Source organism: Thermus albus (assembly GCF_022760855.1).
GTDB lineage: Bacteria > Deinococcota > Deinococci > Deinococcales > Thermaceae > Thermus > Thermus albus.
Map to the genome: position 1 here is coordinate 15,518 of NZ_JAKTNR010000001.1, position 25,447 is coordinate 40,964.

The following is a 25,447-nucleotide window of genomic DNA, read 5'->3' on the forward strand; positions in this document are numbered from 1 at the left end:
GGGCTTCCCTTGACCCAAGTCATGGCCGGGGAGAAGAGGATAAGGGATTTTAAGGGCATGGAGCTGGATGTGCGCACCCTACCCCCGCGGGAACGGCACCCCAGGATCTTTGCCCTTTTTGACAGCCTAAAGCCTGGGGAGGGCTTTGTCCTGGTCAACGACCACGACCCAAAGCCCCTCTATTACCAGCTCATGGCGGAGAGGCCAGGGCAGGTGGACTGGGCTTACCTGGAGGAGGGCCCTGAGGTATGGCGGGTGAGGATCGGCAAGAGGTAGTTCGGCCCGATATGAAAGTGGCCGAGGTCTTGAGGCGCTGGCCAGAGCTCCTTCCGGTCCTGGTGGAGGCAAGCCCGGCCTTCCAAAAGCTCAGGAATCCCATCCTGCGCAGGACCATGCCCAGCCTGGTTACCGTGGCCCAGGCGGCCAGGATAGGGGGCCTAAAGCCGGAAGAGCTGGTGGCCTGGCTGAACCGGGCCCTAGGGGTGGAGGCCACGCCAGAGGTGCTGGAGGCCAAGGATGTGGAAAGCCTCCTTGGCACCCCACCTCCTTCCTGGGTTTCCGCTCCCGTGGGATTTCGGTTGGATGTGCGGCCCATCCTGGAACAGGGTGGGGAGCCCTTCCAGGCCATCATGGCCGCGGCCAAGGAGGTGAAGCCCGGGGAGAGGCTCGTGCTGGAGGTGCTCTTTGAGCCCATCCCCCTTTACAGGGCCTTGGGAAAACAAGGCTTCTTAGCCTGGTGCGAACGGCTTGGGGAGAGGCACTACCGGGCGCACTTTTACCGGGTGAAGGTGGAAGGGGGCCAGAAGACCTCCGCTGGTCTAGTTCCACTCAGCGAGGCGGATTGGGATAACTATCAGGCGGAGGTCTCCATTGAGGAGAACCTCGAGCCCCCCTTGCCCATGATGCGGGTGCTGGAGGCCCTCGCCCAGCTAAAGCCCGGGGAGAAGCTTCTGGTCCACCACGTGCGTAGGCCCGTGCACCTCCTGGCCCGCCTCGAGGAGGAGGGGCACGCCTATCTGCTCAAGGACCTGGGCCCGGGGCAGGTGAAGATCTTGATCCGGAAAGGAGGGTAGGCCCCCAAGGCCCATGGGCTTTTGGCACTTCCTCTTCATCCGGGCGGCGCTTTTATACCTGGTCTACACCGCCCTCTTGGGCACCCTCTTCTATCTCTTCCCGAGCCTGGTGGGACCCCTTAGGCCTTCCCATGTGCACGCAGGGCTGGTGGGCTTCTTCCTGCAGATGGTGATGGGGGTGGCTTACTGGATGATGCCGAGGCCCGGGGGCTTGAGGCAGGATGCCCTCGAGGCCCTCACCTTCTTCCTCCTCAATGCCGGCCTCCTCCTGAGGCTTTTCTTGGAGCCCCTTTACCTCCTGGGGCAGGAGGGTTTGCGCCCCTGGCTTGGGCTTTCCGGTGTCTTTCAGCTTCTCGCCACCCTGGTGTTCGCCTGGGCCATGCGTAGGCGGGTGGTCACGGGGGATATGCTGAGGAAAATGCGCGAGGAAAGGGAAAGGAGGGGAGGATGAAGCCGGGGGTTACCTTTTCCGAGGCCACGGAGGTCCTCATCCTGGACCTGCCGCCCCTGCCCGAGGAGGTTCTGGCCGAGCTGCTGGCCTTTGGCGGGCTGGGGGAGGCGGAGAAGAGGGGCATGCGCCTGGATGCGGAGAGGCTTCTTGAAGGTGCGGCACCTTTCGTGGCTGGGGTCTATGACCACCTAAGCCGCCACCCGGGCACCGCCCGGGCCCTGGGCTGGGAGGGAAGGGTTAAGGAGGAGGAGCTTTACCTGAGGCGGGCCTTTTTCTCCGCTTGGCTTTCCCGCACCATCGGGGTGGACACCTCGGTGGAGTTCGCCCGGGAGGTGTACCGGGCGGGGCTTTGGCATGGGGGCCTGGGTCCCAAAGGGGCCTTCATCCCCCCGGAGTACGTGGGCCTTTCCTTTGCCCAGGTGGGGCAGTATCTGGCGGAAAGGGTGCGGGATGTGCGTCCCTGGCTCGTTTACCTTTCCGCCCAGGAGGAGGTGATGCGCAAAGGGTTTGACGCCGCCATGGCCCTAAAGGAAGGGCAAGTGACCGTAACTTTCCAGGCCTTGGGCCTGGCCCACCCCGCCTTACCCAAGCCCGTTTCCTTGCGGGCGGGGGATGTGGAGGAGGCGCTACGCAAGGTGTTCACCATTAGCCCTGCCCTAAGGGACCTGGCCCTGGAAGCCCTTCTGGCCGAGGAGGAGGTGGGGCTTTGGCTTGAGCCCAAGACCCTTTGGCGGCTTAGGCCCCGCTGGGCGGTGCTCTTAAACGGCCGGGATGTGCGCTACCTTCAGGGTCTGGCTACGCCTTTGAAGGAGGGGGATCGCCTTACCCTTCTCCCTCCGGGCCGCTGATTGACCTAGGTCATGGTGAATCCTGAGTAAAAGAATCAGGATTAAGCCGATGATGGTCACCGCCCATAACCGCGTCATCCCCTTGTCCATTCCCTTGGGGTTCGTCCTTCTGGGGGAGGTCTTTTGGCTGGTGGCCCTCTTGCTTTGGGCCTTCCATCCCGAGGCCATCCTTACTCCCCGGCACCCCTGGGGCTTGGCGGTAGCCCACCTGTTCCTTCTGGGCTTTGGGGTGGGGGTGCTCCTCGGAGCCATGCACCAGCTTTTGCCCGTGGTCCTCGAGGCGCCCCTTTACCGCCCGGAGTGGGGGTATCCGGTGATGGCCCTTTGGGGGCTAGGGGTCTTTTTGCTGGCCTGGGGTTTTACCCAGGCTTTTTTCTTGGTGCCGGTAGGCGGGGCCTTGGTGCTTTCGGCCCTCTGCTTCTTTGCTTACCACGCCTACCTCACCTTCCGCCTAGCCCCCCGCTGGAACCGGGTGGCCACCGCCTTGGCCTGGGTGGTCTTCTACCTGGTCCTTACCCCTTTACTGGGACTCTTGCAAGCCCTCTCCCAGCGGTACGGCTTCTACGACCCCGAGCGGCTTACCTGGCATCTCCTAGCTGGTCTGGGAGGCATCTTTCTCCTTTCCATCTTGGGGGTGGGCTACAAGCTTCTTTCCATGTTCACCCTTACCCACGGGGTGGACGAAAGGGTCTTAGGGCTCCTTCTTTGGGCGGCTAACCTGGGGCTTCTGGGCTTGGCCATGGGGGAGAGGCTTGGGTACCTTCTCCTTCTCCTAGCCTATGCCTTAGCCCTTTACGATACTTGGCGCATCCTCAAGAACCGCATGAAAAAGACCCTGGATATCGGGGTGCGGCACTACCTTGCGGGGCTATTCTTCCTGGGCCTTGCCCTTTTCGCCCTGCCCTTTAACCCCGTGTGGGCCGCCTTGTGGTTTGGCTTGGGCTTCGTGGGGCTTGTGGTGACGGGGATGCTCTACAAGATCCTGCCCTTTTTGGTCTGGACCCACCGCTATGCCCCTAAAGCGGGGAAAGAGAAGGTCCCCATGCTCAAGGAGATGCTGCCCGAGGGGGCGGGGTATCTGGCGGGGGGGCTTTTGGCCCTAGGGGCTTTGCTGGTCCCCCTCTTCCCCTGGGCGGGGTGGGTCTACTTCTTAGGGGCTTTCCCCCATGCCTATGCCCTTTGGGAGGTGATGCGGCGATGAGCCCGTTGGAAGAGCAGGCGTGGAACCTTTTGCGTTCGGTCTACGACCCGGAGCTGGGCTTGGATGTGGTGAACCTGGGGCTTATCTACGAGCTTCAAGTGGAGCCGCCCAGGGCCTACGTGCGCATGACCCTGACCACCCCAGGCTGCCCCCTGCACGACAGCATGGGGGATGCGGTACGCCAGGCCCTTAGCCGGCTCCCCGGGGTGGAGGAGGTGGAGGTGGAGGTCACCTTTGAGCCGCCCTGGACCCCGGACCGGCTTTCCGAGGAGGCCAAGAGGCTTTTGGGCTGGCTTTAGGGCCCAGGGGTCCTCATACCACCCCGCCATGGCTTAGGCCAGGGTGGGGTGGCATCAGATACGTCGGGGTTGGCCAAGAAGGTACCCTTGGCCCAGGGGGAAACCCAGACCTCTCAGATAGGCCAACACCGCATCGTTTTCTATCCCCTCGGCCACTACCTGTAGGCCTAGGGCCTTGGCCAGGGCCAACACCGCCGCCACCAGGCGGGCGGTGGGGCTCTGGGGGTCGGGAGGGTTTCCCAGGCGCTGGGTGAAGGCTTGGCCCAGCTTGAGCCCATTCACGGGGAGTTCGGCCAGGCGCTCCAGGCTGGAATAGCCCGAGCCGAAGTCGTCCAGGAAGATGCCCACCCCCAGATTTCTGAGGGCCTGCAGGGCCCGGTTGGCGTCCCGTCCTCGCTCGTCGGGGATCAGGGAGCTTTCCGTGATCTCCAGGACCAGGCGGCTGGGCGGGCAGGCGGTTTCCTCGAGGATCTCCGCCACCTGAAAAGGGTAGGAGGGGTTCATGAGCTCTTGGGGGCTTACGTTCACATGCACCGTAAGCCCGTGTAGGGCTTGTTCCCGGCAGGCCTGGTGCAGGACCCAGCGGCCAAGTTCCGGCATCAGGCGGTGGCGCTCCGCCAGGGGGATGAGCTCGGAAGGCGGGGCCTGCCGCCAGCGCAGGAGGGCCTCGAGGGCCACCGTTTCCCCTGTGCTCAGGTCCACGATGGGCTGGTAGACCAGCCAAAGCCCTTCGCCCCGTTCTAGGTCTTCCCGCAACGCCTCTAGGAGATGGTTTTCCCGCCGCAGGGCTTCTTGCCAATGGGGTTCAAAGAAGGCCAGCCGGTCCTTGCCTTCCCCTTTGGCCCGGTAAAGGGCGATATCGGCCCGGGCCAGGAGCTCTCCGGGGGAGAGGCCTTCCTCCCCCAGGGCGATGCCGATGGAGGTGGAGAGGTGGTAGACCCGCTCCCCCACGGGGCAAGGTAGGCGGGCCACCTCCAGTAACCGCTCGGCGATGGCGAGGGCTTCCCGGCCTTCCCTGATGCCGGTGACCAGGACCAGAAACTCATCCCCCCCTTGCCGGGCCACCAGGTCCCGGGGGCGGAGGGCGGCCCGGAAGCGGGCGGCCATGACCCTTAGCACCTCGTCCCCGGCGCTGTGCCCCTCCAGGTCGTTCACCAGCTTGAGCCCGTCCAGGTCCAGGTACAGGATGGCAAGGTGCCGGGCTTCCTTGCGGAGGCTCTGGGCTAACTTCTCCAGGAAGAAAAGGCGGTTGGGGAGGCCCGTTAGGGGGTCGTGGTAGGCCAAGTGCTGGATTCGGTCCTCCAGCTCAAGCCGCCTTAGGAAAAGGCCCAGCTGGCTGGCAAAGGCCTGGGCTAGCTCCAGGTCCAAGGGGGAGAAGGCATCCTCCCGCTCAAAGTTGTCCAGGTACAAGAAGGCCTTGCGCTCCCCTCCCAGATACACGGGTACGGAGAGGATGGCCTGGATCTCATCCACCCTTCCTGCCTCCTCCATAATCTTCCGCCTCTTCCCGTCTAGGCGGGCGTTAAAGCGTTTTAGATCCTTCCACGTGAAAACCTGGGCTTCCCGATGGCCGGTGAGGGAGAGGGGTTCCTCCGGGCGTAGGCATACTTGCCGCAGGGCATCCAGGTTGTACCCCTTGGCCGCCACGAAATGGTAACAGCCGTCCTCTTTAAGAACGGTGACGCTTCCTGCTTGGGCGGTGGGAAGGGTTTCCAGGGCGGCCTCGAGGATCAGCCCAAAGATGGACTCGGAAAGCCCCTCGGCCATGAGGGTTTCGTAGACCCGCAGGAGGTTTTTGCGGAACACGCTCCAGCGGGCCTCCCGGATTTCCGCTTCCTTCCGCTCCGTCACGTCCACCCCCAGGGCTAGGACCTCCAGCACCTCTTTCCCCGGCCCCGGTACCGCCAGCAGGGTCCACTCCACCACCCGGCCATCCTGGGAAAGGTGGGCGTGGGGTTGGTTCGGGGCCTTTAGGGCCTCGGCTACGGGGAGGGCGGGCCCTTGGGGAAAGGCCCTTTGCAAGGCAGGGTTGGCGTAGAGGAGGCGGCCCTCCTTGTCCAGGCGGGCCAGGTAAAACGGCGAGGATTCCAGCAGGGTCTCCAGCCAGCGCTCCCTTTCCCAAAGCTCCAGGATGCGGGCCAGGACCTCGGCCACCGCGCGCAGGAAAGCTTCCTCTTCCGCGGTGAAGTCCCTTTCCTCCTGGCAGTCGTCCACCCCCAAAAACCCCCAAAGCCTTCCCTCCACCCAGATGGGCACCACCAGGAGGCTTTGGATGTCCTGGGCCTCGAGGAGGGGCTGCTCCTCTCCGGGGAAGGAGGCCACAGGCCCCGCCACGGCCCGGTCTTCCAGGAAAAGGTCCAGCCAGCGGCCGTAGCCCGCTTTCCGCATGGGGAGGTTCTGGAGCTCAGGGTTTTGCAGCTGGGGGGTGGTACCCGGCCCTGCCCACTCCGCGAGCTGGCTGGTATACCAGGTGCCCTGGCGCTCTTCCAGGCGAAAGAGGTAGGCCCGGTGCGCCCTCAGGGTTTGGCCCACCTGCTCTAGGGCCTCGGCCAACCCCCTAACCCCCCGGCGCAACAGGGGAAGGAGCGCTTGGGATAGGCCTAGGCCAAAAGTCCCGTTCATAGCTAGGCCACATCCAATATACAGCCTTCTTGGAAAGGGTCAAGCCACCACGGCCTGCCCCTGGGCCTTGGCCTGGTACATGCGGGCGTCGGCGGCGGAAAGGAGGGCGTCCGGGGTGCTGCCGTCTTCCGGGTAGCTGGCCACCCCGATGTTCACCCCCAGGCAGAGCCCGTCAAAGCAAAGGCCCTGGATGGCTTTGGCGTAACGAAGGACAGCGCTTACGGCTCCCCTTTTGGGGGTGTGGGGGAAGATGGCGGCGAACTCGTCCCCGCCCCAGCGGAAAAGGCGGTCCCCGTTCCGCCTTTCCCTTTCTAGGGCCTCGGCCACCTTGATAAGGGCCAGGTCCCCCACGGCATGCCCTAGCCGGTCGTTCACCGCCTTGAACCCCGTTAGGTCCAAGACCGCTAGGGAAAGGGGATGGCCATACCGCTCGGCCCGTTTGAGCTCTTCCTGGAGGAAGCGCTCAAAGGCCCGGCGGTTGCCCAGGCCCGTAAGGGGGTCGGTGAGGGCGGCTTCCTCCAGGAGCTTTCGGGTGCGGCTTTCGTGGAGCAGGGTGGCCAGGGGGGCGGCGAAGAAGTGGGCGGCCTCCAAAGAGTCTTCGCCGAAGGCCTGGGGATCGTGGAGGTTATCCAGGTTTAAATAGGCCAAGACCTCTCCTTTGTAGGGGATCGGCAGGCACAGGTTGGCCTGGATTTCTTGAGCCCGGCCAGCGGTGTCCATAATTTCCGGCGGGGCGGTCTGGTGGCTGATGACGGCGATGGGCTCGTGTTCAAGGCTGAGGATGCGGGGCTCCCCCTTTTGCGCCTTCTTGGGGCCCAGGCGGTACCAAAGCAGTTGCTCCTCCTGGCTGAAGGTCACGGTTTGAAGATCCTCCAGGCGATATCCGAAGGCCGCCTTGTAATGGTAAGCCCCCTCTTCCCAAACCAAGAGGCTTCCGGCCTCTGCCCCTGGGACCTGGCGGATAGCCTCTTCCAGGATGCGCCCATAAAGCTCATCCAAGGGTTTATCTAAGAGTTCTAGGAAAAGCTGGTTTACCCTCTCGTGGTGGGCTTTCTCCGTAAGGCGCTCCAGGCCGAGGCCCAGGGTGCGGCTGGCCAGGAGGAGGAGCTCCACCTCAGCCCTTCGCCATAAGCGCGCTTCCTTTTGCCCTACCACCATAACCCGGCGGCTCCGGGGGGCCTTGGCGGAGGGAATGGGCAAGGCGGCCATGGTGCGCCAGCCCAGGGCCTTGAGGGCGGGTATGGCCTTGGGCTCCTCGGCATAGCGGGCGGTAAAGAGGGGGCTTTGCCCACGGTAAACCTCCCAGGCCAGGCCCTGCCCGTAGGGGAGGCCCTTTCTTAGGATCTCTAGGAGGCTGGGTTCCTCTACACCCCGGTAGGCCAGGGCCACCATGCGCTCGCCCTGCTCCTCCCAAAGGAAACCGGCCTCCAGGTGGAGGGCCTCCAGGAGGAGGGCCAAGGCTTTTTCCGCGGCTTCCCTCAGGGTGGTGGCGCTTTGTAGGCGTAGGGAGAGCTCGGCCAGAAGCCTTCGCTCCTCCAGGTCGGCAAGCCGGTCCAGCTGGAGGCTTACCGCCTGGGCAAAGCGGGTAAGCCCCTCCACTTCCTCCGGGGCGAAGGGGGCAGGGCGCTCCAGGTTGAGGATGGCCACTACCTGGCCCCGTTCCCAAAGGGGCAGGGCCAGTTCCGAGAGGACGTTTAAGCCGGGGGCGGCGATATAGCCGGGCTCCTGGCGCACGTCGGGCACGTGAACCGGCTGGGCTTCCTGTAGGGCGCGGCCCAGGACTCCGCTGGCCGGGACCTCCTCAAGGGCCAAGGGGGGGATGCTGGAAAGAAGGCGGAAGCCGCGCTCTACGGGTACCCAGACCCCCACGTGCCCACCTTCGCCCAAGGCGGCCAGGCGCTCGGGGAGGGAGGCAAGGAGGGCTTCCCGGTTTTCCGCCTGGGGGAGGGCCTCGAGGGCCTCGGTAAGGAGCCTTTGGCCCTTAGCTAGGGCCTTGGCCCGGCGGTGGGCCCTTCTCAGGCTTTCCCCAATGCCGTGGGCCAGCCAGGCGGAAAGGAGGAGAAGGGCCAGGGCCATGATGTTGAAGCCGGGAAAGAGGAGGAGAACCCCAGCCGAGAAGAAGGCCGCCAGCAATCCCAAAGCGAGCCCGTGCAGGCTGGCGGTGGCCGCGGTGAGGATCATGAACCAGGGGAGGATGTAGGGATCGGTGTAGCCCAGAAACCCTGCCAATAGGCCCATGAGAAGGGAGCCTAAGGCAATGACGGGGTAGGGCAAAACCATGTTTGCTTTATGCTATCCGGCAGCCCATCCCTTGCCTAGGGGGTGGGGGTGAGGGTGAGGTAGCCCAAGGCCCGCCCAGCGGCCTTTCTCCCTGAGCGCACCACCTCGGGGAGGCCCACCCCTTCCAGGTAGTTCCCGGCCAGAAAGAGCCCTGGGACCTTGAGGAGGGCCATGTCTAGCCTTTCTAGCCGCTCCAGGTGTCCCACCCGGTAGGCGGGCATGCCCTCGGGGAAGCGGAAGACAAAGGTGCGCTCTGGCCTTACCTCCTGGCCCAGGAAGCGGCGGAGGTCCTCCAGGGCCACCTTGGCCAGCTCCGCCTCGGAAAGCCTGGCCACTTCTCCTGAGAAATAGGCCCGCACCAGGGACCAACCCTCCGGGGCCCTCCCTGGCCATTTGCCATGGGTCCAGGTAAAACCCCTGGCCCGGTACCCTTCCCCCTGGGCGATGAGGAGCCCGTGCCCCTCCACGGGCAAGGCCTCGGAAAAGGCCAGGCTCACGGTGGCCGCAGGGGTGTGGGGGATACCCTTGAGAAGGGCGGTGGCCTCGGGAAGAAAGGGCCTTAAAAGCTGGGCGGCCACCGGGGCAGGGGTGGCCAGAATCACCGCCTCCGCTTCCCAGGTGCCCCTAGGGGTATGGAGGCGGTAGCGGCTCCCCAGGGGCTCCAGGGCCAGGACAGGGGTACCCAGGAGGGTCTTCTCTCCCACCCCCTCCTTTAGCCTCTGGGTCAGGGCGGAAAGCCCCTCCTGGAAGGAGAAAAAGAGGCTTCCCCCCTCGCGGCTTCCCCGGGCCTTTTGGGTGCGCATGGCCCCCAGGATGAGGCTGCGGTGCCTTCTTTCCAGCTCCAGAAGCTGGGGGAAAGCGGCCTTCAGGGAAAGCTCGTCCGGCTCCCCCCCGTAGATGCCCCCCGCCAAGGGGGCCACCAGGGCGGCAAAGACCTCGGGACCCAGCCTTCTCTCCACAAACTCCCTAAGGCTCTCGTCTTCCTTGCTCCCCCGGGGGAGGAAGAGATCGTAAAGGGCCCTAAGCTTCCCGGAAAAGGAGAGGAGGGAGGTGCGGGCTAGGCCCTTGAGGTTGCCGGGGACGATTTGCAGAAGCCCCTCGGGGAGGGGATGAGGCTTTCCCCGGCGCAGGATGTAGGCCGCAGGCTTGGCAGGAAGGGTGCCGATGGGGGTTAGGCCGAAGCGTTCCCCCAGTTCCAGCACCTCCTTTTTGTAGCGCACGCTGGCATCGGGACCCCCTTCCACCAAAAACCCTTCCCCCTTGTGGGTGCGCACCTTCCCTCCCAGGCGGAGGCTGGCCTCAAAGAGCCGGAAGTCCACCCCGGCCTCCTTCAGGGCCAAGGCGGCGGCAAGCCCTGCCCAGCCTCCCCCCACCACAGCTACTTGAGCCACGCCGCCTCCACCAGGTCCTTGAGCACCTGGATGTAGTCCAGATCCGCGTTGAGGCTCCGGGCGCGAAGGAGCCTTAGCCCCACTTCCTTAGCGGTGGCCTGGGCCTCGAGGTCCAGGTCGTAGTAGACCTCCAGATGGTCCGCGGGGAAGCCCACCGCCTGCACCACCACCTCTTCAAAGCCCTCTTCCCTTAGGGCCCTTAGGTGTTCGTTGATGTCGGGGCCAAGCCAGGGCTCGGGGGTACGCCCCGCGGACTGGTAGGCCACGCTATACCGGGGGAGGGAGAGCCTCTTGGCGATGAGCTCCGCCGTCCTTTCCACCTGGCGCGGGTAGGGGTCGCCCCGTTCCACGGCGGCGAGGGGGATGGAGTGGGCGGTGAAGACATAGGCCGCCTTCCTGGGCTCCCTTAGCCGCCAGATGGCCTCCTCCAGCCTCCTGGCATAGGCGGCGATGAGGCCGGGGTGGGCCTCGTAGCTTTGCACCCAGACCACCTCTATGGGCTCAGGGAGGGCCTTAAGGGCCTGGTCCACCTTTTCCTGGTACTCGGCCACGCTTCTTAGGGAGTAGTGGGGAGCGGCCACGATGGCCACCGCCCGCCGCACCCCATCCTCGTGCATGGCGGCCAAGGCCTCCCCGATGGAAGGGTGCCAGTGCTTGGTGCCCACGTAGACCCGGGCGGGGCCCTGGGGGGTACGGGGGCCAAAGGGGCCGAGAAGGCGCTTGGGATAGACGGGGGCCTCGAGGTTCAAAAGCGCCTGGAGCCTTATGGCCTGCGCCAGGGTGATCTCGTTCAGGGGGCTTTTGCCAATGGCGGTGTAACGTTCTTCCAGTTCCTTGATGAGCTCTTCCGATGGGCGCCTTCCCCGGCGGATGTCGGTGTAATAGGGCTCAATCTCTTCCGGGGTATAGGGGGTGCCGTAGGCCATGAGGAGTACGTTCATGCTTCCGCCTCCTTTAGGAGTTCTACCACGTAGCGCACGTGGTCCACGGGGGTCTGGGGCAGAATGCCGTGGCCCAAGTTGAAGATATGCCCTGCTCTGCCGGCGTTTTCCTCCAGGATCCGCCTCACCTCCCGCCTGATCACCTCCTTGGGGGCGAAGAGGACCACGGGGTCCAGGTTGCCCTGGACGGGGGTTTCCCCCAGGACCTCCCGGGCCCAGGGAAGGGGGGTGTGGTGGTCCAGGCCGAGCACATCCCCGCCCGCTTCCCGCATGTCCTTTAGTAGGCCCATGGTCCCCACCCCGAAATGGATCACCGGCACCCCTAGGGGCTTTAGCTCCTGAAAGAGCCGTTCCATGTGGGGCTTCACGTACCGGCGGTAGTCCGCAGGGGAAAGGGCACCCACCCAGGAGTCAAAGACCTGGAGGAGGTCGGCTCCCGCCTCCGCCTGGGCCTTGAGGTAGCGGGCCATGCCCTCGGTGAGTTTTTCCAAGAGCCGGTGCCAGAGGGCCTCTTCCCGGTACATGAAGGTCTTCACCTCCCGGAAGTGGCGGCTTGGCCCGCCTTCTATGAGGTAGCTGGCCAAGGTGAAGGGCGCCCCGGCGAAACCGATTAAGGGAACTCCCAGCTCCTTTTTTAGAATACGGATGGTGTCCAGCACGAAGGGCACGGCCTCTTCCGGTTCCAAGGGCCTTAAGGCCTCCACCCCCCTTTCGTTGCGGATGGGGTTAGGGATCACCGGGCCCTTGCCCTCCACCAGGTCCAGCTCCACCCCCATGCCGTGGAGGGGGGTGGTGATGTCGGCGAAGAGGATGGCGGCGTCCACCCCCAGCTGCCGCACGGGCAAGAGGGTGACCTCAGCGCAGACCTCGGGGTTTTGCACGATCTCCGGGAGGGAGTAGCGCTTGCGGATCTCCTGGTATTCCTTCTGGTAACGGCCCGCCTGGCGCATGAACCAGACGGGGGGCCTAGGGGTGGGCTCCCCGCGAGCGGCCTTGAGGATGAGGTCGTTCACGCCCTCCATGCTAGCATGGGGCATGCGCCTTCTTTTTTCCCGCAACCCCTTGTGGGGGCTTTTCTTTCTGGCCCTCGGCCTTCTGGCCTTTGCTCAAGAAGATCCGGTGGTGGCCCAGGTGGGGCCCGAAAGCCTCACGAGAAGTCAGTTTGAGCTACGCTTTGGCCTCTTCGCCAAAGGCGCCCTTCGCCAACTGGGCCTTCCCGACAACCAGGAAACCCGGGCCCTTCTGGCCCAGTACCGGGCCCCTTACTTGGAGGCCTTGGCGGAGGAACGGGCCCTCCTCCAGGTGGCCCGGAAAAGGGGGTTTTGGCCAAGGGAGGAAGCGGTGGCCAAGAAGGTCTGGGAACTCTCCGAGGCCTTTCCTTCCCAGGAAGCCCTGCTCCAGGCGCTTTTGCAAGCCGGGATACCCGACCTGGATGCCTACCGCCTCTTGCTTTCCGAGGCCATGGCCCTCGAGGCCCTGGAGGCCCATTACCGGCAAGCACTAAGGGTGTCTCCCGCCGCCCTAAAGGCCCTTTGGCTCCTTTCCCCGGAGTACCGCCACCCCACCCTCTACTGCGCCCGGCACATTTTGGTGCCTACCCTGGAGGCAGCCAAGGAAGTTCTCGCCCGCCTGGCGAAGGGGGAGGCCTTTGCCCAGGTGGCCCAGGAGGTTTCCCAGGACCCGGGCTCCAAGGAGGTGGGTGGGGACCTGGGATGCGAGCCGGAAGGCACCTATATTCCCGCCTTTGAAAAGGCCCTTCTCGGCCTCAAGCCGGGGGAGGTTTCCCCTCCCGTGGGTACGGAGTTCGGCTTCCACGTGATCCTTTTGGAAAGGACGGAGCCGCCCGGACGCTACCCCTTAGAGGAGGTGGCGGAGGAGATCGCCCAGGGGGTGGAGGACCTGGCATGGGAACGGCTGGCCAAGGCCTTGATCCGCCCTTATCCCATCACCCTTTTCCCCGAGCGTCTATAGGACCAGGAGAAGGGATTCATCCCCACGGAGGGCCTTGGCCAGGGCCAGGGTCTCCCCGGGGGCATAGACACCGCTTTGCCCCTCAAAGCTTAGGCCCAGGATTGTCCCGTTCAGCATGGGGTTAAGGAGGAGCCTTAGGTTCTCGCGGTCCCTTAGCCGTTCCCTGGCGGAGGCGAGCCACACCTCGCCCTCTGTCCTGGACCTATCCCAAGGCCAAGGCCTTTCCCAGGGGGCGGGGTTGGCGGAGGGTTGCAGGAGGACTTCCGCTCCCAGGGCATCCAGGCGGGCCAGGTGCTTTTCAAAAAATCCATCCAGACAGGTGAGGATACCCACCCGGCCCGCTTGGGTTTGGACCAGGTGGGGCCCGAAGTGTCCCCGCCTAAGCCAGCTTTCGGGCGGGGTGAGCTCTATCTTAGGCACCTGGGCTAGAAGGCGGCCATGGGGATTGAAGAAGAGGGCCAGGTTCTGGAAGAAGGGGCTCCTGGCGAAGCGCCCTCGGGCCAGCTCCTCCTCGTAAGGCGGGGAAAGGAGGGTGCCGGAGAGGAGGTAGGTACCGAAGGCCCTGGCGGCCTCGGCCATGGTCCGGTGAAAGACCTCATAGGCCTTTCGCGCCCGTTTCCAGGGGGATAGGGGAGAGGTGAGGAGCTCCCGGGGGTGGAAATCCCCTCCCAGGTGCAGGAGCAGGGGAAGCCCGAAAAGTTCGGGGAAGGCGGCCAGGCGGGGAGAGGGGGTGCCCTGTAGGGGCCTTAAGAGGGAAAAGACCCGTTTGCGAAAGGCTTCTTCCGTGCGGTAGTGCTCTGGCCTTGTTTCCGCCTGGATGGCCAGTAGGGTGCGGAAGGGCACCCCTTTAGTCTAATGTCCCTGGACCAGGTTCTGGCCCAGGATGAAAACCCCCATGACCACCAGGAAAAGGGCGAAGCCCCGCCTCAGGCTCTCCTGGGGCAGGCGCAGGGCAAGCCGCCCACCCCAAAAACTCCCCAGGGTGCCCACGGCGATGAAGAGAAGGGCCACGGGGTAGTCCACCCCTAGGCCGTACTGGGGCAGGAGGTGCAGGTACTTGTAGAAGCCGGTGAAGGATTTAAGGGCGATGACGAGAAGGCTTGTGCCCACCGCCAGGTGCATGGGAAGCCCCCCCAGGAGGACCAAGGCGGGGACGATGAGAAACCCCCCCCCAACGCCCACAAATCCGGTAAGGGCTCCCACGGCTAGGCCATCCAGGACCACCTTCCAGGCTTTGCGGGAGGCCCTTTTTGCCGAGGATAAGAGGGTGGGCCGGGCCATGGAGTAGGCGGCTAGGAGCATCACCATGGCGAAGGTAAGAAGCTGCACCTCCCCGGAGACGAAGCGGGAAAGCCAGGCTCCCAGGTAGGTGCCCGCCATGCCCGGAAGGCCAAAGAAGACCACGTTTCGCCAGTCCACGAGACGCCTAAGGACGTAGGGAAGGGCTCCAAAAAGGGCGATCCCCCCCACGATGAGAAGGCTTTCGGCGATGGCCTGCTTCGGGGGCTCCCCCAGGAGGTAGACCAGGACGGGTACCGTGAGGATGGATCCCCCCGAACCCAAAAGGCCCAAGGAAAGCCCTATGAGAAGGGCTCCAATCAGGGCTAGGATCATCGCTCCACCGGGAGGCCTGCTCCCACCCAGGCGTAGGTGCCGCCCTCGAGGTTGAACACCTTTTCCCCCGGGAAGCCCTGACCTACCAGGAAGTCCGCCGCCACCCCGGAGCGGTTGCCGGAGTTGCAGACCAGAAGGATGGGCCGGTCCTGGGGAAGCTCGGCTAGGCGTTGCGGCAGGGAGGAGAGGGGAATGTTGATGGCCCCGGGCACGTGTCCTTCGGCATACTCCCAGGGCTCCCTTACGTCCACCACCAGGGCCTCGCCCAAAAGCTTTTCCGCCTCGTGCGGGCCCACCTCCTGGTAGGGGGTGGCGGCGTAGCCCACCTCCACCGGGGTGGTGTCCACGGGAAGGCCTGAGCGGTACCAGCGAACAATCCCCCCTTCTAAGTTGTAGATGTTTCCGTAACCTTGGGCGGAAAGCCAGGCGGCCGCTTGCCAAGAGCGGTTTCCTGTGCGGCAGTAGAGGACCACAGGCCGGTCCTTGGGGATCTCCCCGTAACGGGCCATGAACTCGGAAAGGGGGAGGAGGCCCGCCCTCGGGATCCGGGCCTGGGCGTACTCCTCCACCTCCCGCACGTCAATGAAGGGCACACCCTGGTCGTAAAGCTGCTTAGCCTCTTCTGGGCTTAGGTCCTTGACTTGCGCTTCGTACATGGTTGGCCTCCCCTAGATGCCCTGGGGAACCGGGGTATGGCCCCAGCTCCCCAGCGGGCTACTCAAGCTTGGACCAGCTCCTCCCCCTTCACCACCGGGAAGCCCGCCTCCTGCCAGGCCTTGATCCCCCCGGTGAGGTTGAGGGCGTTCTTAAAGCCATGGGACAAGAGGGCGCTGATGGCGGTGCTGGAGCGGTCCCCGCCCACACAGTGGAGGATGAGGGGCTTGTCCTGGGGAAGCTTGTCCAGGTGGGCCAGGACGCGGCCCGCGTGGATGTTCAGGGCCCCGGGGATGTGCCCGGCCAGGTACTCGTCCCGGCCCCGCACGTCCAGGATCACCGCCTCGCCCTTTTGCCAGAGGGCATGGGCCTCCTTGGCGGTAATCTGGGGCACGGTTTCCAGTTCCCCGTCGGCGTAGCCCTCGAGGCCCGGGATGTACCCCACCACCTCGTCCAGGCCGATGCGGATCAGGGCCCGGGTCAGGGCCTCCACCTCGGAGGGGTGGGCCAGGAGGATGAGGGGCCTTTCATAGGGCAGAAGCCACCCCGCCCAGGTGGAGAAGTTTTTGCCGGCAGGGATGTTGATGGCACCCCGGAGGTGCCCGCCCGCAAAGGCGAACTTGTCCCGGGTGTCTACCAGAATAGCCCCCTCTGCCAGGTAGCGCTCAAACTGCGCCTTGGTGAGGCGGCCCGGGTGAGGGATGCCCCCCAGGATGGGCATCCCGTCCCGGTTGAGCCGCTTCATCTCCTTGAAGTAGGTGGGGGCCTCCGGCTGGCCTTCCAGCAGAGCCTTGACAAAGCCTTCCTCGTCGTTTCGGTCCAGGTACCCCGCCCACCAGGCATACCGCCTTTCGTAGCCCACGGTGGTGGCGGGAAGGGCCCCCAGGGCCTTGCCGCAGGCGGAACCCGCCCCGTGCCCGGGCCAGACCTGGACGTGGTCGGGAAGGGTCAGGAACTTCTCCTTGAGGCTTTGGAACATGCGCTTGGCTCCGGGCAAAGCGGTGCCCTTGATGCCCGCGGCTTCCTCTAGAAGGTCCGGCCGGCCAATGTCACCCACAAAGACGAAGTCCCCGGTGAGGAAGAGGAGAGGCTCATCGGTGACGGCACCATCGGCCACCAGGAAGGAGATGTGCTCCGGGGTGTGGCCAGGGGTGTGCACGGCCTTGACCCGAATATTCCCCACCTTAAACTCGTCCCCATCCTTGAGGAGGACGTAGCTGAAACCCCCCAACCCCTGGTACTTCCAGTTCTCATCCCCCTCGTCGGAAAGGTAGAGGGTGGCTCCCGTGGCCTTGGCCAGTTCACGGGCCCCCGAGAGGTAGTCGGCGTGGATGTGGGTCTCGGCCACGGCCACAATGCGCATGCCGAAGCTCTGGGCCATCTCCAGGTAGGTGTCAATGTCCCGCTTGGGGTCCACCACCAAGGCCTCCCCCGTGGCGGCGCAACCGAGGAAGTAGCTCATCTGGGCTAGACCTTCTTCGTAGACTTGGCGGAAAACCATGCTTCACCTCCGGATAGGGGCATCTGTCCCCACGGTCCGCAGTATACCCATATGGGGTATATGGGTCAAGCGGGGGATGGAGATAATGGGCACATTCTCCTGGCGTACCTTCTTTGCTATAGTGGTGAGAGGATGTACCCCGATAGGGGTATCCGGGAGGATACGATGGCGCTACTGGGACCCAAGGAACAGGAGATTGTACGCGAGCGGCTTGCCAACCTCGAGCGGGACGTGGAGCTGGTGCTTTTCACCGATACCTCCACCCTGATCGCCCCGGGGAAGGAGCCCTGCCTCTACTGCAAGGAGACCAAGCAGCTCCTGGAGGAACTGGCGGGTCTCTCCCCTAGGCTGCACCTGGTGGTCTACGACCTGGCCACCCCGGAGGGGAAGGAGAAGGCCAAGGAATACCGGGTGGAGGCTCCCCCTACCCTGATCCTGCGGGAGAAGGGTTCAGAGGCCATCAACCTGCGCTACCGGGGGATTCCGGCAGGGTATGAGTTCGCCAGCCTCCTCGAGGACATTGAGATGCTGGGCCGCGATGGCCACGGTTTACCGGATAACGTGGTGGAGGAGCTCAACAACCTGCCCGAGGAGGTGGTGCTCCAGGTCTTCGTCACCCCCACCTGCCCCTACTGCCCCCAGGCGGTGCGCACCGCCCACCGCATGGCCTACGCTTCCCCCAAGGTGTGGGGCGAGATGATCGAGGCCAACGAGTTCCCCGAGCTCTCCAGCCGCTACCACATCCACGGCGTTCCCGACACCATCGTGAACCATGGCAAGGAAAGGGTTCTTGGGGCCCAGCCCCTTTCCCAGTTCCTCCAGGCCATCCGCAAGGCGGTGGGGGTGAGCGCCTAGCATGACCCGGCGGGCGCTACTGGGATTTTTCGCCCTCTTCATCCTTGCAGCCTGTGGGCCCAAAGGGAGCTACACCCATGTGGGTCCCGAGGAGCTCTACCAGGCGGTGGAGAGGGGGGCGGTGATCGTGGACGTACGAACCCCCCAGGAGTTCGCCGGGGGGCACGTGCCCGGGGCCATCAACCTGCCCGTGGAGGCCATCGCCCAGTGGGGGGACACCCTACCCAAGGACAAGCCCGTGTACCTCTATTGCCGTAGCGGCAACCGCAGCCGCCAGGCGGCGGAATACTTGAAGCGGAAGGGGTACACCAACCTCTACAACCTGGAGGGAGGGGTTTTGGCCATTGAAAGGGCGGGCTTCCCCTTGGTTCGCTAGATGGATGCTTTCCAGATCGGGCCTTTTGCCATCCCCTGGGCCAGGTTTCAGGTCTTCCTGGCCCTTTTGGCCATGGTGCTCCTGGCGGAGGCCTGGGCCCGGAAGGTGGACCGCAGGCTTGGCCCTTGGGCCTATAACGCCATCCTCCTGGGCTTTGTGGGGGCGCGGCTGGGTTTCGTCCTGGAAAACGCCTCGGTATTTGCCCGGGATCCCCTTTCCGCCCTTTACGTCTGGCAAGGGGGGTTTAGCCCCATGTGGGGTATCCTGGCTGCGGGAGGGTACACGCTGATGGCACTGCCCAAAAACCTTTGGCGGTATGCCCTGTTCTCCGCGTTGGCGGCGGGCCTGGTCTTCGGGGTTTTCCTGGTGCAGAGGCGAGGGGGGGAGGAGGTGCGGCTGCCCTCGGTCACCCTGGCCACCCTCGGGGGTACCCCGGTCAACCTCCAGGATTTCCGCGGGAAGCCCCTGGTCCTGAACCTCTGGGCCACCTGGTGCCCCCCTTGCCGGCGGGAGCTTCCCATGATGGTGCGCCTGAGCCAGGAAAATCCCGAGGTGCGCTTCGCCTTTGTGAGCCAAGGGGAGGGGCCAGCGGTGGTGCGGAGCTTTTTGGAGGAGCAGAAACTGGCCCCCGAATGGGTCCTTTTGGACCCGGAAACCCAGCTTTCCCAGGCCCTGAAGACCCAGGGCCTTCCCACCACCTTCTTCTTTGACCGGGAAGGGCGCCTGGTGGCCCGGCACCTGGGGGAGCTTTCCGAGGCCCTCCTTCTTGGCTATCTGAGGGTTCTGCGCTAGCTCCCCGCGGAAAGGAGGGTTTCTTTGTCCCCCACCACCGTTTTCAGGTGCACGGGCCGGCCCCAAAGGCGGTGCAGGTTTTCCAGCACCGCCTTGGTCTTTTTGAGGTCCAGCCCCACCCCCTCGTAGGCGTGTTCCAGAAGAAGCTCCCCTCGATTCCCATAGTTGGCATCCACCAGCTCCACGATGGGGTAGCCTGCGTTGGTGAGGCGGAAGAGGAGGGCCTGTTTGGCCTCGGCGAACCGGGGGAGGTCCTCAGGGGAGATTAGCCTCTGCCTTAAGGCGAACTCCGGGGTCAAGAAGCTATCCAAAAAGCCCAGGTCCGTGTGGATGGTGCGCACCTGAAAGAGTTTTTTCAGGCCTTCCCCGGTGGGCCTCTCGTAGGTGAGCCGTTCCCCCAGGGGCAGGGCCTCGTACTCCGGGCCGAACCGCCCCTTGTCCCAGCGGTCCTCCACCTCCTTGAGGAGCAGGTAGCCCAGGCGGTAGGGGTTAAGCCCCTGGGGGGCCAGAAGCCCCGCCTGGAGCTCGGCGAACTCCAAGGCCTCCGCCGGGGAGAGGAGGGGGAGGAGGATGCGGGTGTGCCAGTAGGTGGCCCAGCCCTCGTTCAGGATCTTGGTGGCGGCTTGGGGAACGTAGTACAGGCTCTCCTCCCGGATGATCTCCAGGATGCCTTTCTGCCAAGGGGCCAGGGGGGCGTGCCGGGCCAGGAAGCCCAGAATGTCCCGGGTGGGCCGGGGAGGAAGGGGGGTGGGGCTTGCCCCCTCCTCGGCCTCCTTGGGGGGCTGGGGTGGGGGGTTCACGTAGGGGTCCAGGTAGGGGCGTACTTGGAGGCGGCCAGGAGCCTTTTCCTCCTGGGGTTCCACCTGCCTTTGAATATAGAGCGCTTGGGGGTCGATGAGGTTCTCCAGGGAGAGGGCCAGGTCTAAAAACTCCTCCACGCTCCTCGCCCCGTGCCGCTCCATGGCCCTCTCCACGAAGGAGGCATGGTGGGCCATCTCCTCGTGCATGTCCTTGGGGATGGGCTTGAAGGCCAGGTTGTTCTGGAAAAAGTCCGCGTGGGCGTACACGTGGGCCATGACCAGCTTTTGGGCCAGGAGGGTGTTCCCCTTTAGGAGGTAGGCGCGCACGGGTTGGGTGTTCACCACCAGCTCGTAGATACGCCCAAGCCCATAACGGTAGGTTTCCCGGTAGCGCAAATACTCGCTGCCGAAGCGCCAGTGAGGGTAGCGCCGGGGAAACCCCCCGTAGGCGGCCAGCATGGCCATCTCCTCCGGGCCCACCTCTTCAAAGAGGACCGGGGGAAAGGAGAGGCCTTCGGCCAAGGCGCGCTCCCGTAAGCGTTCGGCCCAGCGGCGAAGCTCCTTGCGCATCCTCTAGCCTCCCAAAAGCCGCCTCAGGGCCAGGGGTAGGTCCTCCTTCCCCCGCACCTCGGTGGCGGCCAGCCCTTCCTCCTTGCCCAAGGCCTCCTTCAGGTCCTCGAGGAAATGCCCTTGGCCGTAAGGTCCTTGCACCTGGGCGTAGCCGTATAGGGCCAGGGTGGGAAGGAGGCGCCTTAGGGCCTCGAGGGCCACGGGGGTATCCCCTTGCCAGTTTTCCCCGTCGGAGAAGTGGTAGAGGTAGCGGTTGTAAAAGGCCTCGGGGTAGGATTTCAGGATCTCCTCCGCCAGGAGGAGGGCGCTGGAAAGCCTTGTTCCCCCTCCTTCCCGGGCGCGGAAGAACTCTTCCTCGCTCACCTCCCAGGCCTCGGCGTCGTGCAGGAGGTAGCGCCTTTCCAGCCGGGGGAAGTGGCGCTTGATCCACAGGGTGATCCAGAAGGAGAGGGTCTTCACCAGCCTGAGCTCCTCCTCCCGCATGCTCCCCGAGACATCCAAGGCGAAAAGGACCACCGCCTGGGCGTGGGGGCGGGGCTTGGTCTTGGGGGCCTTGTAGCGGAGGTCCTCCCGCTCGGGGACCAAGAGGGGTTCCTCCGGGCGGTATTCCCCGGTGATGAGGGCCCGCTTGAGGCTTTCCTTGAGGGTGCGGCGCACGTGGCGTAGGCCCCTAGGCCCCTTGCGGGCGATGGTGGTGTAGCGGAAGGCCTCCTCGGTAACCTCCCCCTCCCCCTTGGGCCTGAGCCGGGGAAGCCTTAGGGCCTCGCCCATGAGGTCCAAAAACTCCTCCAGCTCCAGCTCGGCCACGGGCACGTGCCCCCCAGGGCCCAGGCTTTCCGTTCCCGGGCCCCCAAGGCCCAGGCCTTCCTCCAGGGGCTCCCCATAGACGATCTTGGGGAGCTCCAACTGGGGCAGGGGAATGGAGACCAGGCGGCCTTCCACCTGGCCGAAGAGCTCCTCCCGGGTCAGAAACTCCCGCGCCCTTTTCTTTACCTCCCCGCGCACGATCTCCTTAAAGCGCAGGAGGTCGCGCTCAATGGGCCTCATCGTTCGCTCCGGGCAAAGATGGAGGCGGCGAACTCCAAAACCCCGCTGGCGCAGTGCTCACAGTAGCCGTGGTCGCGGATGAGGCGGGCCTTGACCACGTCGATCTTGGCCTGGGTTTCCGGGTCCACCACCCCCGAGACCAGGGCGGAAAGGCGGATGGTGTCCTTCTGGTCGTCAAAGAGCTTGAGTTCCAGAGCCCGGCGTAGCCGATCGTTGTCCTTGTAGGTGAACTGCCTTCCCTCCAGGGCCAGGGCGCCGATGTAGTTCATGATCTCCCGGCGGAAGTCGTCCTTGCGGGACTCGGGGATCTCTATGCGTTCCTCGATGGAGCGCAAGAGCCTTTCGTTGGGGGGTTCCGGGGCACCCGTGTAGGGGTTTTTCACCTTTTCCCCAAGGACATAGGCCTTCACGTGGTCAATGTAGTTGTGGAAGAGGCGGTTTAGCGCCTCCTCATCGGCGGCGATGGCCCTTTGCACCTCGTTTTTCACGATCTCCGCGTACTCCGCCTTTACCTCCTGCAAAAGGGCCTTGTACCGCTCCTTGGTCTTCTCATCGGAGATGAGGGAGTGGTGCTTGAGGCCCTCCTCCAGCTCGTTCATCACCATGAAGGGGTTGATGCAGGGCTCCTCGGAGGTGACCAGGACGTTGGAGATCTTGTCCTGGATGTAGCGGGGGCTGATGCCCTCGAGGCCCTCCCGCTTGGCCTCGGTCATGAGCTCCCGCACCGCTTCCTCGGTCCAGCCGGGCAGGAGCTTGCCGTCGTAGAGCTTGAGCTTTTGCATGAGGGTTAGCCCCGCCCGCTTGGGGGGTTCCAGCCGGGTGAGGACCGCCCAGGTGGCGGCCATCTCCAGGGTGTGGGGAGCGATGTGCTTGGCCCTCACCTTGCTGAAGTCCCGCTGGTAGATCTTCACCTCGTCGGAGACCCGCAGGATGTAGGGGACGTCTATCTTGATGGTGCGGTCCCTCAGGGCCTCCATGTACTCGTTGGCCTGGAGCTTTCGGTATTCCGGCTCGTTGGTGTTGTGACAAACAACGTTGCCGACCCCGCAGACGAAGTTATGGAGGTCTTCGCACTCGATGTCGTAGACCCATTCCGCGAACGCTTTCCGGGAGTATACCCGAGCCTGGAAGCGGCGGTGGCGGCCGCCTCGCTTACCCTCTCCCGAAACGAACCGAATCCGGTAGGCCGGAGGCCGGCCAGGTCGCTCCTGCCGATAGACGCTATAGTCGTGGTCCAAAAGCGTCGCCAGGGTACCCACCTGAGCGGCCAGCATGGGTGAGATCGTCTTGAACTCAAAGAAGCGGGCACGGTAGTCGGCCGAGGCGGTCCGGTCAAGCTCTGCGGAGAGCTTACGGGAACCGTCGGTGCGCATCAGCTCGTTAAAGGCGTGCTCAAGGAATGGTCTTGGCAAGCGAAAGAGGAAGTCCGGAAGCCTCTTCGAGGCCGCGTGCTCGCCGCAGTGGTGCCGCGCGAGCACGGCGATGGCCTGCGAACCCAGATAGAGTCGCCATGCCGAATCCTTCTTGGCGCCGGCATCTATGTAACCGTGTGCGGTTGTAATGCGGGCGTAACTCCTACGAACCCGTTCCAACTCGTTCCGATCCGCATGGCTAATCACGATGCCGCCGTTTTTGCCGTTTACGTGGCCCTCGGTGGCGTACCAGATGAGGACGGTGAGGAGGTCCTTGAGGGCAGTCTCGTCCCGAAGCGGATGGTAAACCGCTCGGACCTCCGTTGCGTGCCGTGGGAGGGCGAGCCTTGCCCACCCGGGACGGGCGGGGCGTGTCAGGGGCCCGCTGCCCGCCACTGCACGAACGTCTTCGCGGATGAACCCGACAACACCCTCCATAACGTCCACAAGCTCCCCTTCTTCCCGTAGGGCGAGATCCACATGGATCCGGCGCACGGCCGCGATCTCCCGGCGCTCCTCCGGGTAGAAAGTCTGCCCGTCGCGGTCGTATAGGGAATGGTTGGGAGTTGTCTCCACCACACCCCACTTCTGGGAGGTGGTGAGCATCACGCCTGTAAAGCGGTGTCGGAAAATCGACCGGACCCGGGTCCAACGCGTCTGACCCGACGAGAAGTCGTGTGCGAGCACCTCAAGTCCCGTAGGGTCGTGGCCGAACCTTTCCCAGAGGTCTTGGACTGTTGCCCACCCCGGGATGCCCTGGTAGCGGTACAGGATGGGCGTGTCCCCGGAGACGCTATGGCCCAGGATGATCTCGTCAATGTCCGTTTGGGCGAACTTCTTGGACTTGATCTTGTGCTCCTGGCTGGCGGTGAGGAGGTCGTAGAGGAAGGCCACGTCCAGCTTCAGGATCTCGATGAACTCCACCAGGCCCCGGTTGGCGATGTTGAGCTCCCCGTCAAAGTTGAAGGCCCTAGGGTCGGAGTCGGAGCCGTATATGGCCACCTTGCGGTAGTTGATGTCCCCGGTGAGCTCCGTGGAGTCCTGGTTCTTCTCGTCCTTGGGCTGGAAGGTGCCGATGCCGATGCGGTCCTTCTCGGAGAGGACCAGGCGCTTGACCCCGATCTCCTGTTCCAAGACCGCGGCCAGATCCCCCCTGTGGCGGGCCAAGGCCTCCCGCATCTGGAAGCGGCAGACCGGGCACAGGTCCCCTTCCACCTCGAGGGGGTAAGGGTAGTCGGGGTGGAGGTGCCTTAGCTCCCCCAAAAACTCCTCCCTCAGCTCCCTAGGCAGTAGGAGGAGGGGTTCCTCGTGCATGGGGCAGGGGAGGGGGCCCTCCGGGGTCTTCCAGTAGAAGGTGAAAAGCTTGCCCTCCTCGGTGCGGCTATAGGCCTCGAGGCCCTTCTTGAGGAGCCGGGCGATGGTGCTTTTGGCCGAGCCCACGGGCCCGTGCAGGAGGAGGATCCGCCTTTCCGGCCCCAGGCGGTGGGCAGCGGCCTTTAAGGTGGCCACCAGGCGCATGAGGGGTTTATCCAGGCCGAAGATGGCGTCCTTGCCCTCCTCAAAGGGGTCGTCAAAGAAGCGGTAGTGGAGAAGCCTCTCCTTGAAGAGGGTGTACTCCTCCACCCCTTGGGCCAGGATCATGTCGTGGACCCGCTGGAAGCTGGTCCTTAAGGGTCTGGGGTCCTGTTTGAGAAGGCGCAGGTAGTCGGCGAAGGAACCTTCCCAGCTAAGGGCCCGATAGGCCTCGAGGTCTTGACGGCGACGTATCCGTTCCAGCTCGTTCATGGACGCCCCCTCCATAGCGGATATACCCGGTGTTTTGATAGCTTCCTCCCCATTATAGCAAGTTTTGGGCGGAGAATGTGGCTCGGACCCTTGGCCAGGAAGGGAACTTTTGCTACCTTATCTCAGCTCCGGGAGATCTCGTAAAACCCCCGGGCGTTGTGGAGAAAATGGGCTAGGATTCCCGGGAGCAAGCTTCCGGTAAGAAGGTAGGTGGCGCCCAAGAGGAGCCCAGCCGCCCCGGTGAAAAGGGGATAGGCGAAGGCCCGTTTAGGGGCAGGGTGAAGGAGGGCAAAGGCCACGGCCTGGAGGCCCAGCCCAAGGGGGCCCCACCAGGCGATGAAGAGGCTTTGCAAAAGGCCCCGGAAGAAGACCTCTTCCGCCACCCCGGAGAGGAGGGCGAGGAATACCAAGGCCGGGGGGCGCACCCCTGCTTGGCGCAGGGCCTGGCCCAAGGCCCGGTGGAGGCCTTCCGCTTCCCGGAAGGAGGTGGGGAAGAGGCGCCGGAAGGCCTCCTCCAGGAGGGCCAAAGCCAGGAAGAGACCCAAGGCGTAAGGAAGCTCCCGGGGGTTAGCTTGACCAAAGGGCAAATCTAAAAGAAGCATGCCCGCGGCCCCTAGAAGGAGAAGCCCTCCTTGGAGCAGCAGGAGGAAGACCAGGGGTGGAGGGACCAAGGTCTTGGGCCTATTCCCCACCCAGGGCGAAGCCTTGGTCCAGGAGCTTCCTGGGGTAGGCGCGGAAAGCCAGGAGGGTTTCCGTGCGTTCCACCCCTTCCAAGGCCAGGATCCCCCGGGTGACCACCTGGTCCAGCTCCTCGAGGTCCTTAAGGCGCAAAAGGGCTACCAGGTCAAAGGATCCGGTGACCGAATAGACCTCGGCCACCTGGGGGAGCTCGGCGATGGCCTCGCCCAAGGTGGCGATCCGGTCCCCCCGGGCGCGGATGAGTACGAAGGCCGTGATCACTCCC

Annotated in this window: 24 protein-coding genes; 10 read left to right on the plus strand and 14 right to left on the minus strand. The window is 64.5% G+C overall.

Features of this window, described 5'->3' with window-relative positions; all coding sequences use genetic code 11:
* Positions 1-57 precede the first annotated feature (57 nt).
* The 6 genes from L0D18_RS00075 to L0D18_RS00100 are packed head-to-tail and all read left to right on the plus strand — an operon-like array spanning position 58 to position 3,872.
* Positions 58-276 carry a DUF2249 domain-containing protein gene (locus L0D18_RS00075; protein WP_243026634.1) on the plus strand — a complete coding sequence of 73 codons (219 nt, stop codon included), beginning with the start codon at positions 58-60 and terminating at the stop codon, positions 274-276.
* Complete coding sequence (locus L0D18_RS00080) at positions 249-1,073, plus strand: DUF2249 domain-containing protein (protein ID WP_243026635.1); 825 nt, start codon at positions 249-251, stop codon at positions 1,071-1,073. Before L0D18_RS00075 ends, L0D18_RS00080 begins: the two co-directional genes overlap by 28 nt.
* A gap of 13 nt (positions 1,074-1,086) precedes the next feature.
* Entirely contained in the window at positions 1,087-1,524 is a 438-nt protein-coding gene (locus tag L0D18_RS00085) for a hypothetical protein (RefSeq protein WP_243026636.1), read from the plus strand.
* On the plus strand, positions 1,521-2,372 hold the full coding sequence (locus L0D18_RS00090; protein WP_243026637.1) for a protoglobin domain-containing protein: 852 nt from the start codon (positions 1,521-1,523) through the stop codon (positions 2,370-2,372). Before L0D18_RS00085 ends, L0D18_RS00090 begins: the two co-directional genes overlap by 4 nt.
* A gap of 49 nt (positions 2,373-2,421) precedes the next feature.
* Entirely contained in the window at positions 2,422-3,573 is a 1,152-nt protein-coding gene (locus L0D18_RS00095; protein WP_243026638.1) for a hypothetical protein, read from the plus strand.
* Positions 3,570-3,872, plus strand: a complete 303-nt coding sequence (locus L0D18_RS00100; RefSeq protein ID WP_243026639.1) for a metal-sulfur cluster assembly factor — start codon at positions 3,570-3,572, stop codon at positions 3,870-3,872. The genes L0D18_RS00095 and L0D18_RS00100 overlap by 4 nt, the downstream gene beginning before the upstream one ends.
* Before the next feature lie 54 nt (positions 3,873-3,926).
* Here the strand turns inward: L0D18_RS00100 and L0D18_RS00105 are convergent, their stop codons facing one another.
* The 5 genes from L0D18_RS00105 to hemE are packed head-to-tail and all read right to left on the minus strand — an operon-like array spanning position 3,927 to position 12,128.
* Complete coding sequence (locus L0D18_RS00105) at positions 3,927-6,494, minus strand: EAL domain-containing protein (RefSeq protein ID WP_243026640.1); 2,568 nt, start codon at positions 6,492-6,494, stop codon at positions 3,927-3,929.
* Positions 6,495-6,533: 39 nt separating this feature from the next.
* Positions 6,534-8,774 (minus strand): diguanylate cyclase, encoded by a 2,241-nt coding sequence (locus L0D18_RS00110; protein WP_243026641.1) that lies wholly within the window; start codon positions 8,772-8,774, stop codon positions 6,534-6,536.
* Between the two features lie 35 nt (positions 8,775-8,809).
* The gene (hemG, locus tag L0D18_RS00115; protein WP_243026642.1) at positions 8,810-10,165 is read right to left on the minus strand and encodes a protoporphyrinogen oxidase; all 1,356 of its coding nucleotides are present in this window, start codon (positions 10,163-10,165) and stop codon (positions 8,810-8,812) included.
* Positions 10,153-11,106, minus strand: coding sequence for a ferrochelatase (gene hemH / locus L0D18_RS00120; protein WP_243026643.1), 954 nt, complete (start codon positions 11,104-11,106; stop codon positions 10,153-10,155). Before hemH ends, hemG begins: the two co-directional genes overlap by 13 nt.
* The gene (hemE, locus tag L0D18_RS00125) at positions 11,103-12,128 is read right to left on the minus strand and encodes a uroporphyrinogen decarboxylase (protein WP_243027022.1); all 1,026 of its coding nucleotides are present in this window, start codon (positions 12,126-12,128) and stop codon (positions 11,103-11,105) included. The genes hemH and hemE overlap by 4 nt, the downstream gene beginning before the upstream one ends.
* Before the next feature lie 13 nt (positions 12,129-12,141).
* Here hemE and L0D18_RS00130 point away from each other — a divergent pair, with 13 nt between their 5' ends.
* The gene (locus tag L0D18_RS00130; RefSeq protein WP_243026644.1) at positions 12,142-13,077 is read left to right on the plus strand and encodes a peptidylprolyl isomerase; all 936 of its coding nucleotides are present in this window, start codon (positions 12,142-12,144) and stop codon (positions 13,075-13,077) included.
* On the opposite strand, the gene L0D18_RS00135 is transcribed toward L0D18_RS00130, so the two are convergent.
* The 4 genes from L0D18_RS00135 to L0D18_RS00150 all read right to left on the minus strand — a co-directional run bounded on the left by L0D18_RS00135 (position 13,072) and on the right by L0D18_RS00150 (position 16,846).
* Positions 13,072-13,920 (minus strand): nitrilase-related carbon-nitrogen hydrolase, encoded by an 849-nt coding sequence (locus L0D18_RS00135; RefSeq protein WP_243026645.1) that lies wholly within the window; start codon positions 13,918-13,920, stop codon positions 13,072-13,074. The genes L0D18_RS00130 and L0D18_RS00135 overlap by 6 nt on opposite strands.
* A gap of 9 nt (positions 13,921-13,929) precedes the next feature.
* Positions 13,930-14,691 (minus strand): sulfite exporter TauE/SafE family protein, encoded by a 762-nt coding sequence (locus L0D18_RS00140; protein ID WP_243026646.1) that lies wholly within the window; start codon positions 14,689-14,691, stop codon positions 13,930-13,932.
* Complete coding sequence (locus L0D18_RS00145; RefSeq protein WP_243026647.1) at positions 14,688-15,347, minus strand: rhodanese-like domain-containing protein; 660 nt, start codon at positions 15,345-15,347, stop codon at positions 14,688-14,690. Before L0D18_RS00145 ends, L0D18_RS00140 begins: the two co-directional genes overlap by 4 nt.
* Positions 15,348-15,409: 62 nt before the next feature.
* Positions 15,410-16,846: an MBL fold metallo-hydrolase gene (locus tag L0D18_RS00150; protein ID WP_243026648.1), complete on the minus strand. Its 1,437-nt coding sequence runs from the start codon at positions 16,844-16,846 to the stop codon at positions 15,410-15,412.
* Between the two features lie 165 nt (positions 16,847-17,011).
* Here L0D18_RS00150 and pdo point away from each other — a divergent pair, with 165 nt between their 5' ends.
* The 3 genes from pdo to L0D18_RS00165 are packed head-to-tail and all read left to right on the plus strand — an operon-like array spanning position 17,012 to position 18,869.
* On the plus strand, positions 17,012-17,701 hold the full coding sequence (gene pdo / locus L0D18_RS00155; protein WP_243026649.1) for a protein disulfide oxidoreductase: 690 nt from the start codon (positions 17,012-17,014) through the stop codon (positions 17,699-17,701).
* Position 17,702: 1 nt separating this feature from the next.
* On the plus strand, positions 17,703-18,077 hold the full coding sequence (locus L0D18_RS00160) for a rhodanese-like domain-containing protein (RefSeq protein ID WP_243026650.1): 375 nt from the start codon (positions 17,703-17,705) through the stop codon (positions 18,075-18,077).
* Positions 18,078-18,869: a TlpA disulfide reductase family protein gene (locus L0D18_RS00165; RefSeq protein WP_243026651.1), complete on the plus strand. Its 792-nt coding sequence runs from the start codon at positions 18,078-18,080 to the stop codon at positions 18,867-18,869.
* Here the strand turns inward: L0D18_RS00165 and L0D18_RS00170 are convergent.
* From L0D18_RS00170 to L0D18_RS00190, 5 genes are all read right to left on the minus strand, one after another.
* Entirely contained in the window at positions 18,866-20,239 is a 1,374-nt protein-coding gene (locus L0D18_RS00170) for a SpoVR family protein (RefSeq protein ID WP_243026652.1), read from the minus strand. The genes L0D18_RS00165 and L0D18_RS00170 overlap by 4 nt on opposite strands.
* Positions 20,240-20,242: 3 nt before the next feature.
* Complete coding sequence (locus L0D18_RS00175) at positions 20,243-21,286, minus strand: DUF444 family protein (protein WP_243026653.1); 1,044 nt, start codon at positions 21,284-21,286, stop codon at positions 20,243-20,245.
* Entirely contained in the window at positions 21,283-24,483 is a 3,201-nt protein-coding gene (locus L0D18_RS00180) for a serine/threonine protein kinase (protein WP_243026654.1), read from the minus strand. Before L0D18_RS00180 ends, L0D18_RS00175 begins: the two co-directional genes overlap by 4 nt.
* Positions 24,484-24,605: 122 nt before the next feature.
* Complete coding sequence (locus tag L0D18_RS00185) at positions 24,606-25,154, minus strand: CPBP family intramembrane glutamic endopeptidase (protein ID WP_243026655.1); 549 nt, start codon at positions 25,152-25,154, stop codon at positions 24,606-24,608.
* Positions 25,155-25,164: 10 nt separating this feature from the next.
* Positions 25,165-25,443, minus strand: coding sequence for an Lrp/AsnC family transcriptional regulator (locus tag L0D18_RS00190; protein WP_243026656.1), 279 nt, complete (start codon positions 25,441-25,443; stop codon positions 25,165-25,167).
* Positions 25,444-25,447: the final 4 nt, after the last annotated feature.

Coding starts and splice junctions, on each gene's coding strand:
- L0D18_RS00075 (WP_243026634.1), top strand. CDS start 58: ATGGAGCTGGATGTGCGCACCCTACCCCCGCGGGAACGGCACCCCAGG.
- L0D18_RS00080 (WP_243026635.1), top strand. CDS start 249: ATGGCGGGTGAGGATCGGCAAGAGGTAGTTCGGCCCGATATGAAAGTG.
- L0D18_RS00085 (WP_243026636.1), top strand. CDS start 1,087: ATGGGCTTTTGGCACTTCCTCTTCATCCGGGCGGCGCTTTTATACCTG.
- L0D18_RS00090 (WP_243026637.1), top strand. CDS start 1,521: ATGAAGCCGGGGGTTACCTTTTCCGAGGCCACGGAGGTCCTCATCCTG.
- L0D18_RS00095 (WP_243026638.1), top strand. CDS start 2,422: ATGATGGTCACCGCCCATAACCGCGTCATCCCCTTGTCCATTCCCTTG.
- L0D18_RS00100 (WP_243026639.1), top strand. CDS start 3,570: ATGAGCCCGTTGGAAGAGCAGGCGTGGAACCTTTTGCGTTCGGTCTAC.
- L0D18_RS00105 (WP_243026640.1), bottom strand. CDS start 6,494: ATGAACGGGACTTTTGGCCTAGGCCTATCCCAAGCGCTCCTTCCCCTG.
- L0D18_RS00110 (WP_243026641.1), bottom strand. CDS start 8,774: ATGGTTTTGCCCTACCCCGTCATTGCCTTAGGCTCCCTTCTCATGGGC.
- hemH (WP_243026643.1), bottom strand. CDS start 11,106: ATGAACGTACTCCTCATGGCCTACGGCACCCCCTATACCCCGGAAGAG.
- hemE (WP_243027022.1), bottom strand. CDS start 12,128: ATGGAGGGCGTGAACGACCTCATCCTCAAGGCCGCTCGCGGGGAGCCC.
- L0D18_RS00130 (WP_243026644.1), top strand. CDS start 12,142: ATGCGCCTTCTTTTTTCCCGCAACCCCTTGTGGGGGCTTTTCTTTCTG.
- L0D18_RS00140 (WP_243026646.1), bottom strand. CDS start 14,691: ATGATCCTAGCCCTGATTGGAGCCCTTCTCATAGGGCTTTCCTTGGGC.
- L0D18_RS00145 (WP_243026647.1), bottom strand. CDS start 15,347: ATGTACGAAGCGCAAGTCAAGGACCTAAGCCCAGAAGAGGCTAAGCAG.
- L0D18_RS00150 (WP_243026648.1), bottom strand. CDS start 16,846: ATGGTTTTCCGCCAAGTCTACGAAGAAGGTCTAGCCCAGATGAGCTAC.
- pdo (WP_243026649.1), top strand. CDS start 17,012: ATGGCGCTACTGGGACCCAAGGAACAGGAGATTGTACGCGAGCGGCTT.
- L0D18_RS00160 (WP_243026650.1), top strand. CDS start 17,703: ATGACCCGGCGGGCGCTACTGGGATTTTTCGCCCTCTTCATCCTTGCA.
- L0D18_RS00165 (WP_243026651.1), top strand. CDS start 18,078: ATGGATGCTTTCCAGATCGGGCCTTTTGCCATCCCCTGGGCCAGGTTT.
- L0D18_RS00170 (WP_243026652.1), bottom strand. CDS start 20,239: ATGCGCAAGGAGCTTCGCCGCTGGGCCGAACGCTTACGGGAGCGCGCC.
- L0D18_RS00175 (WP_243026653.1), bottom strand. CDS start 21,286: ATGAGGCCCATTGAGCGCGACCTCCTGCGCTTTAAGGAGATCGTGCGC.
- L0D18_RS00180 (WP_243026654.1), bottom strand. CDS start 24,483: ATGAACGAGCTGGAACGGATACGTCGCCGTCAAGACCTCGAGGCCTAT.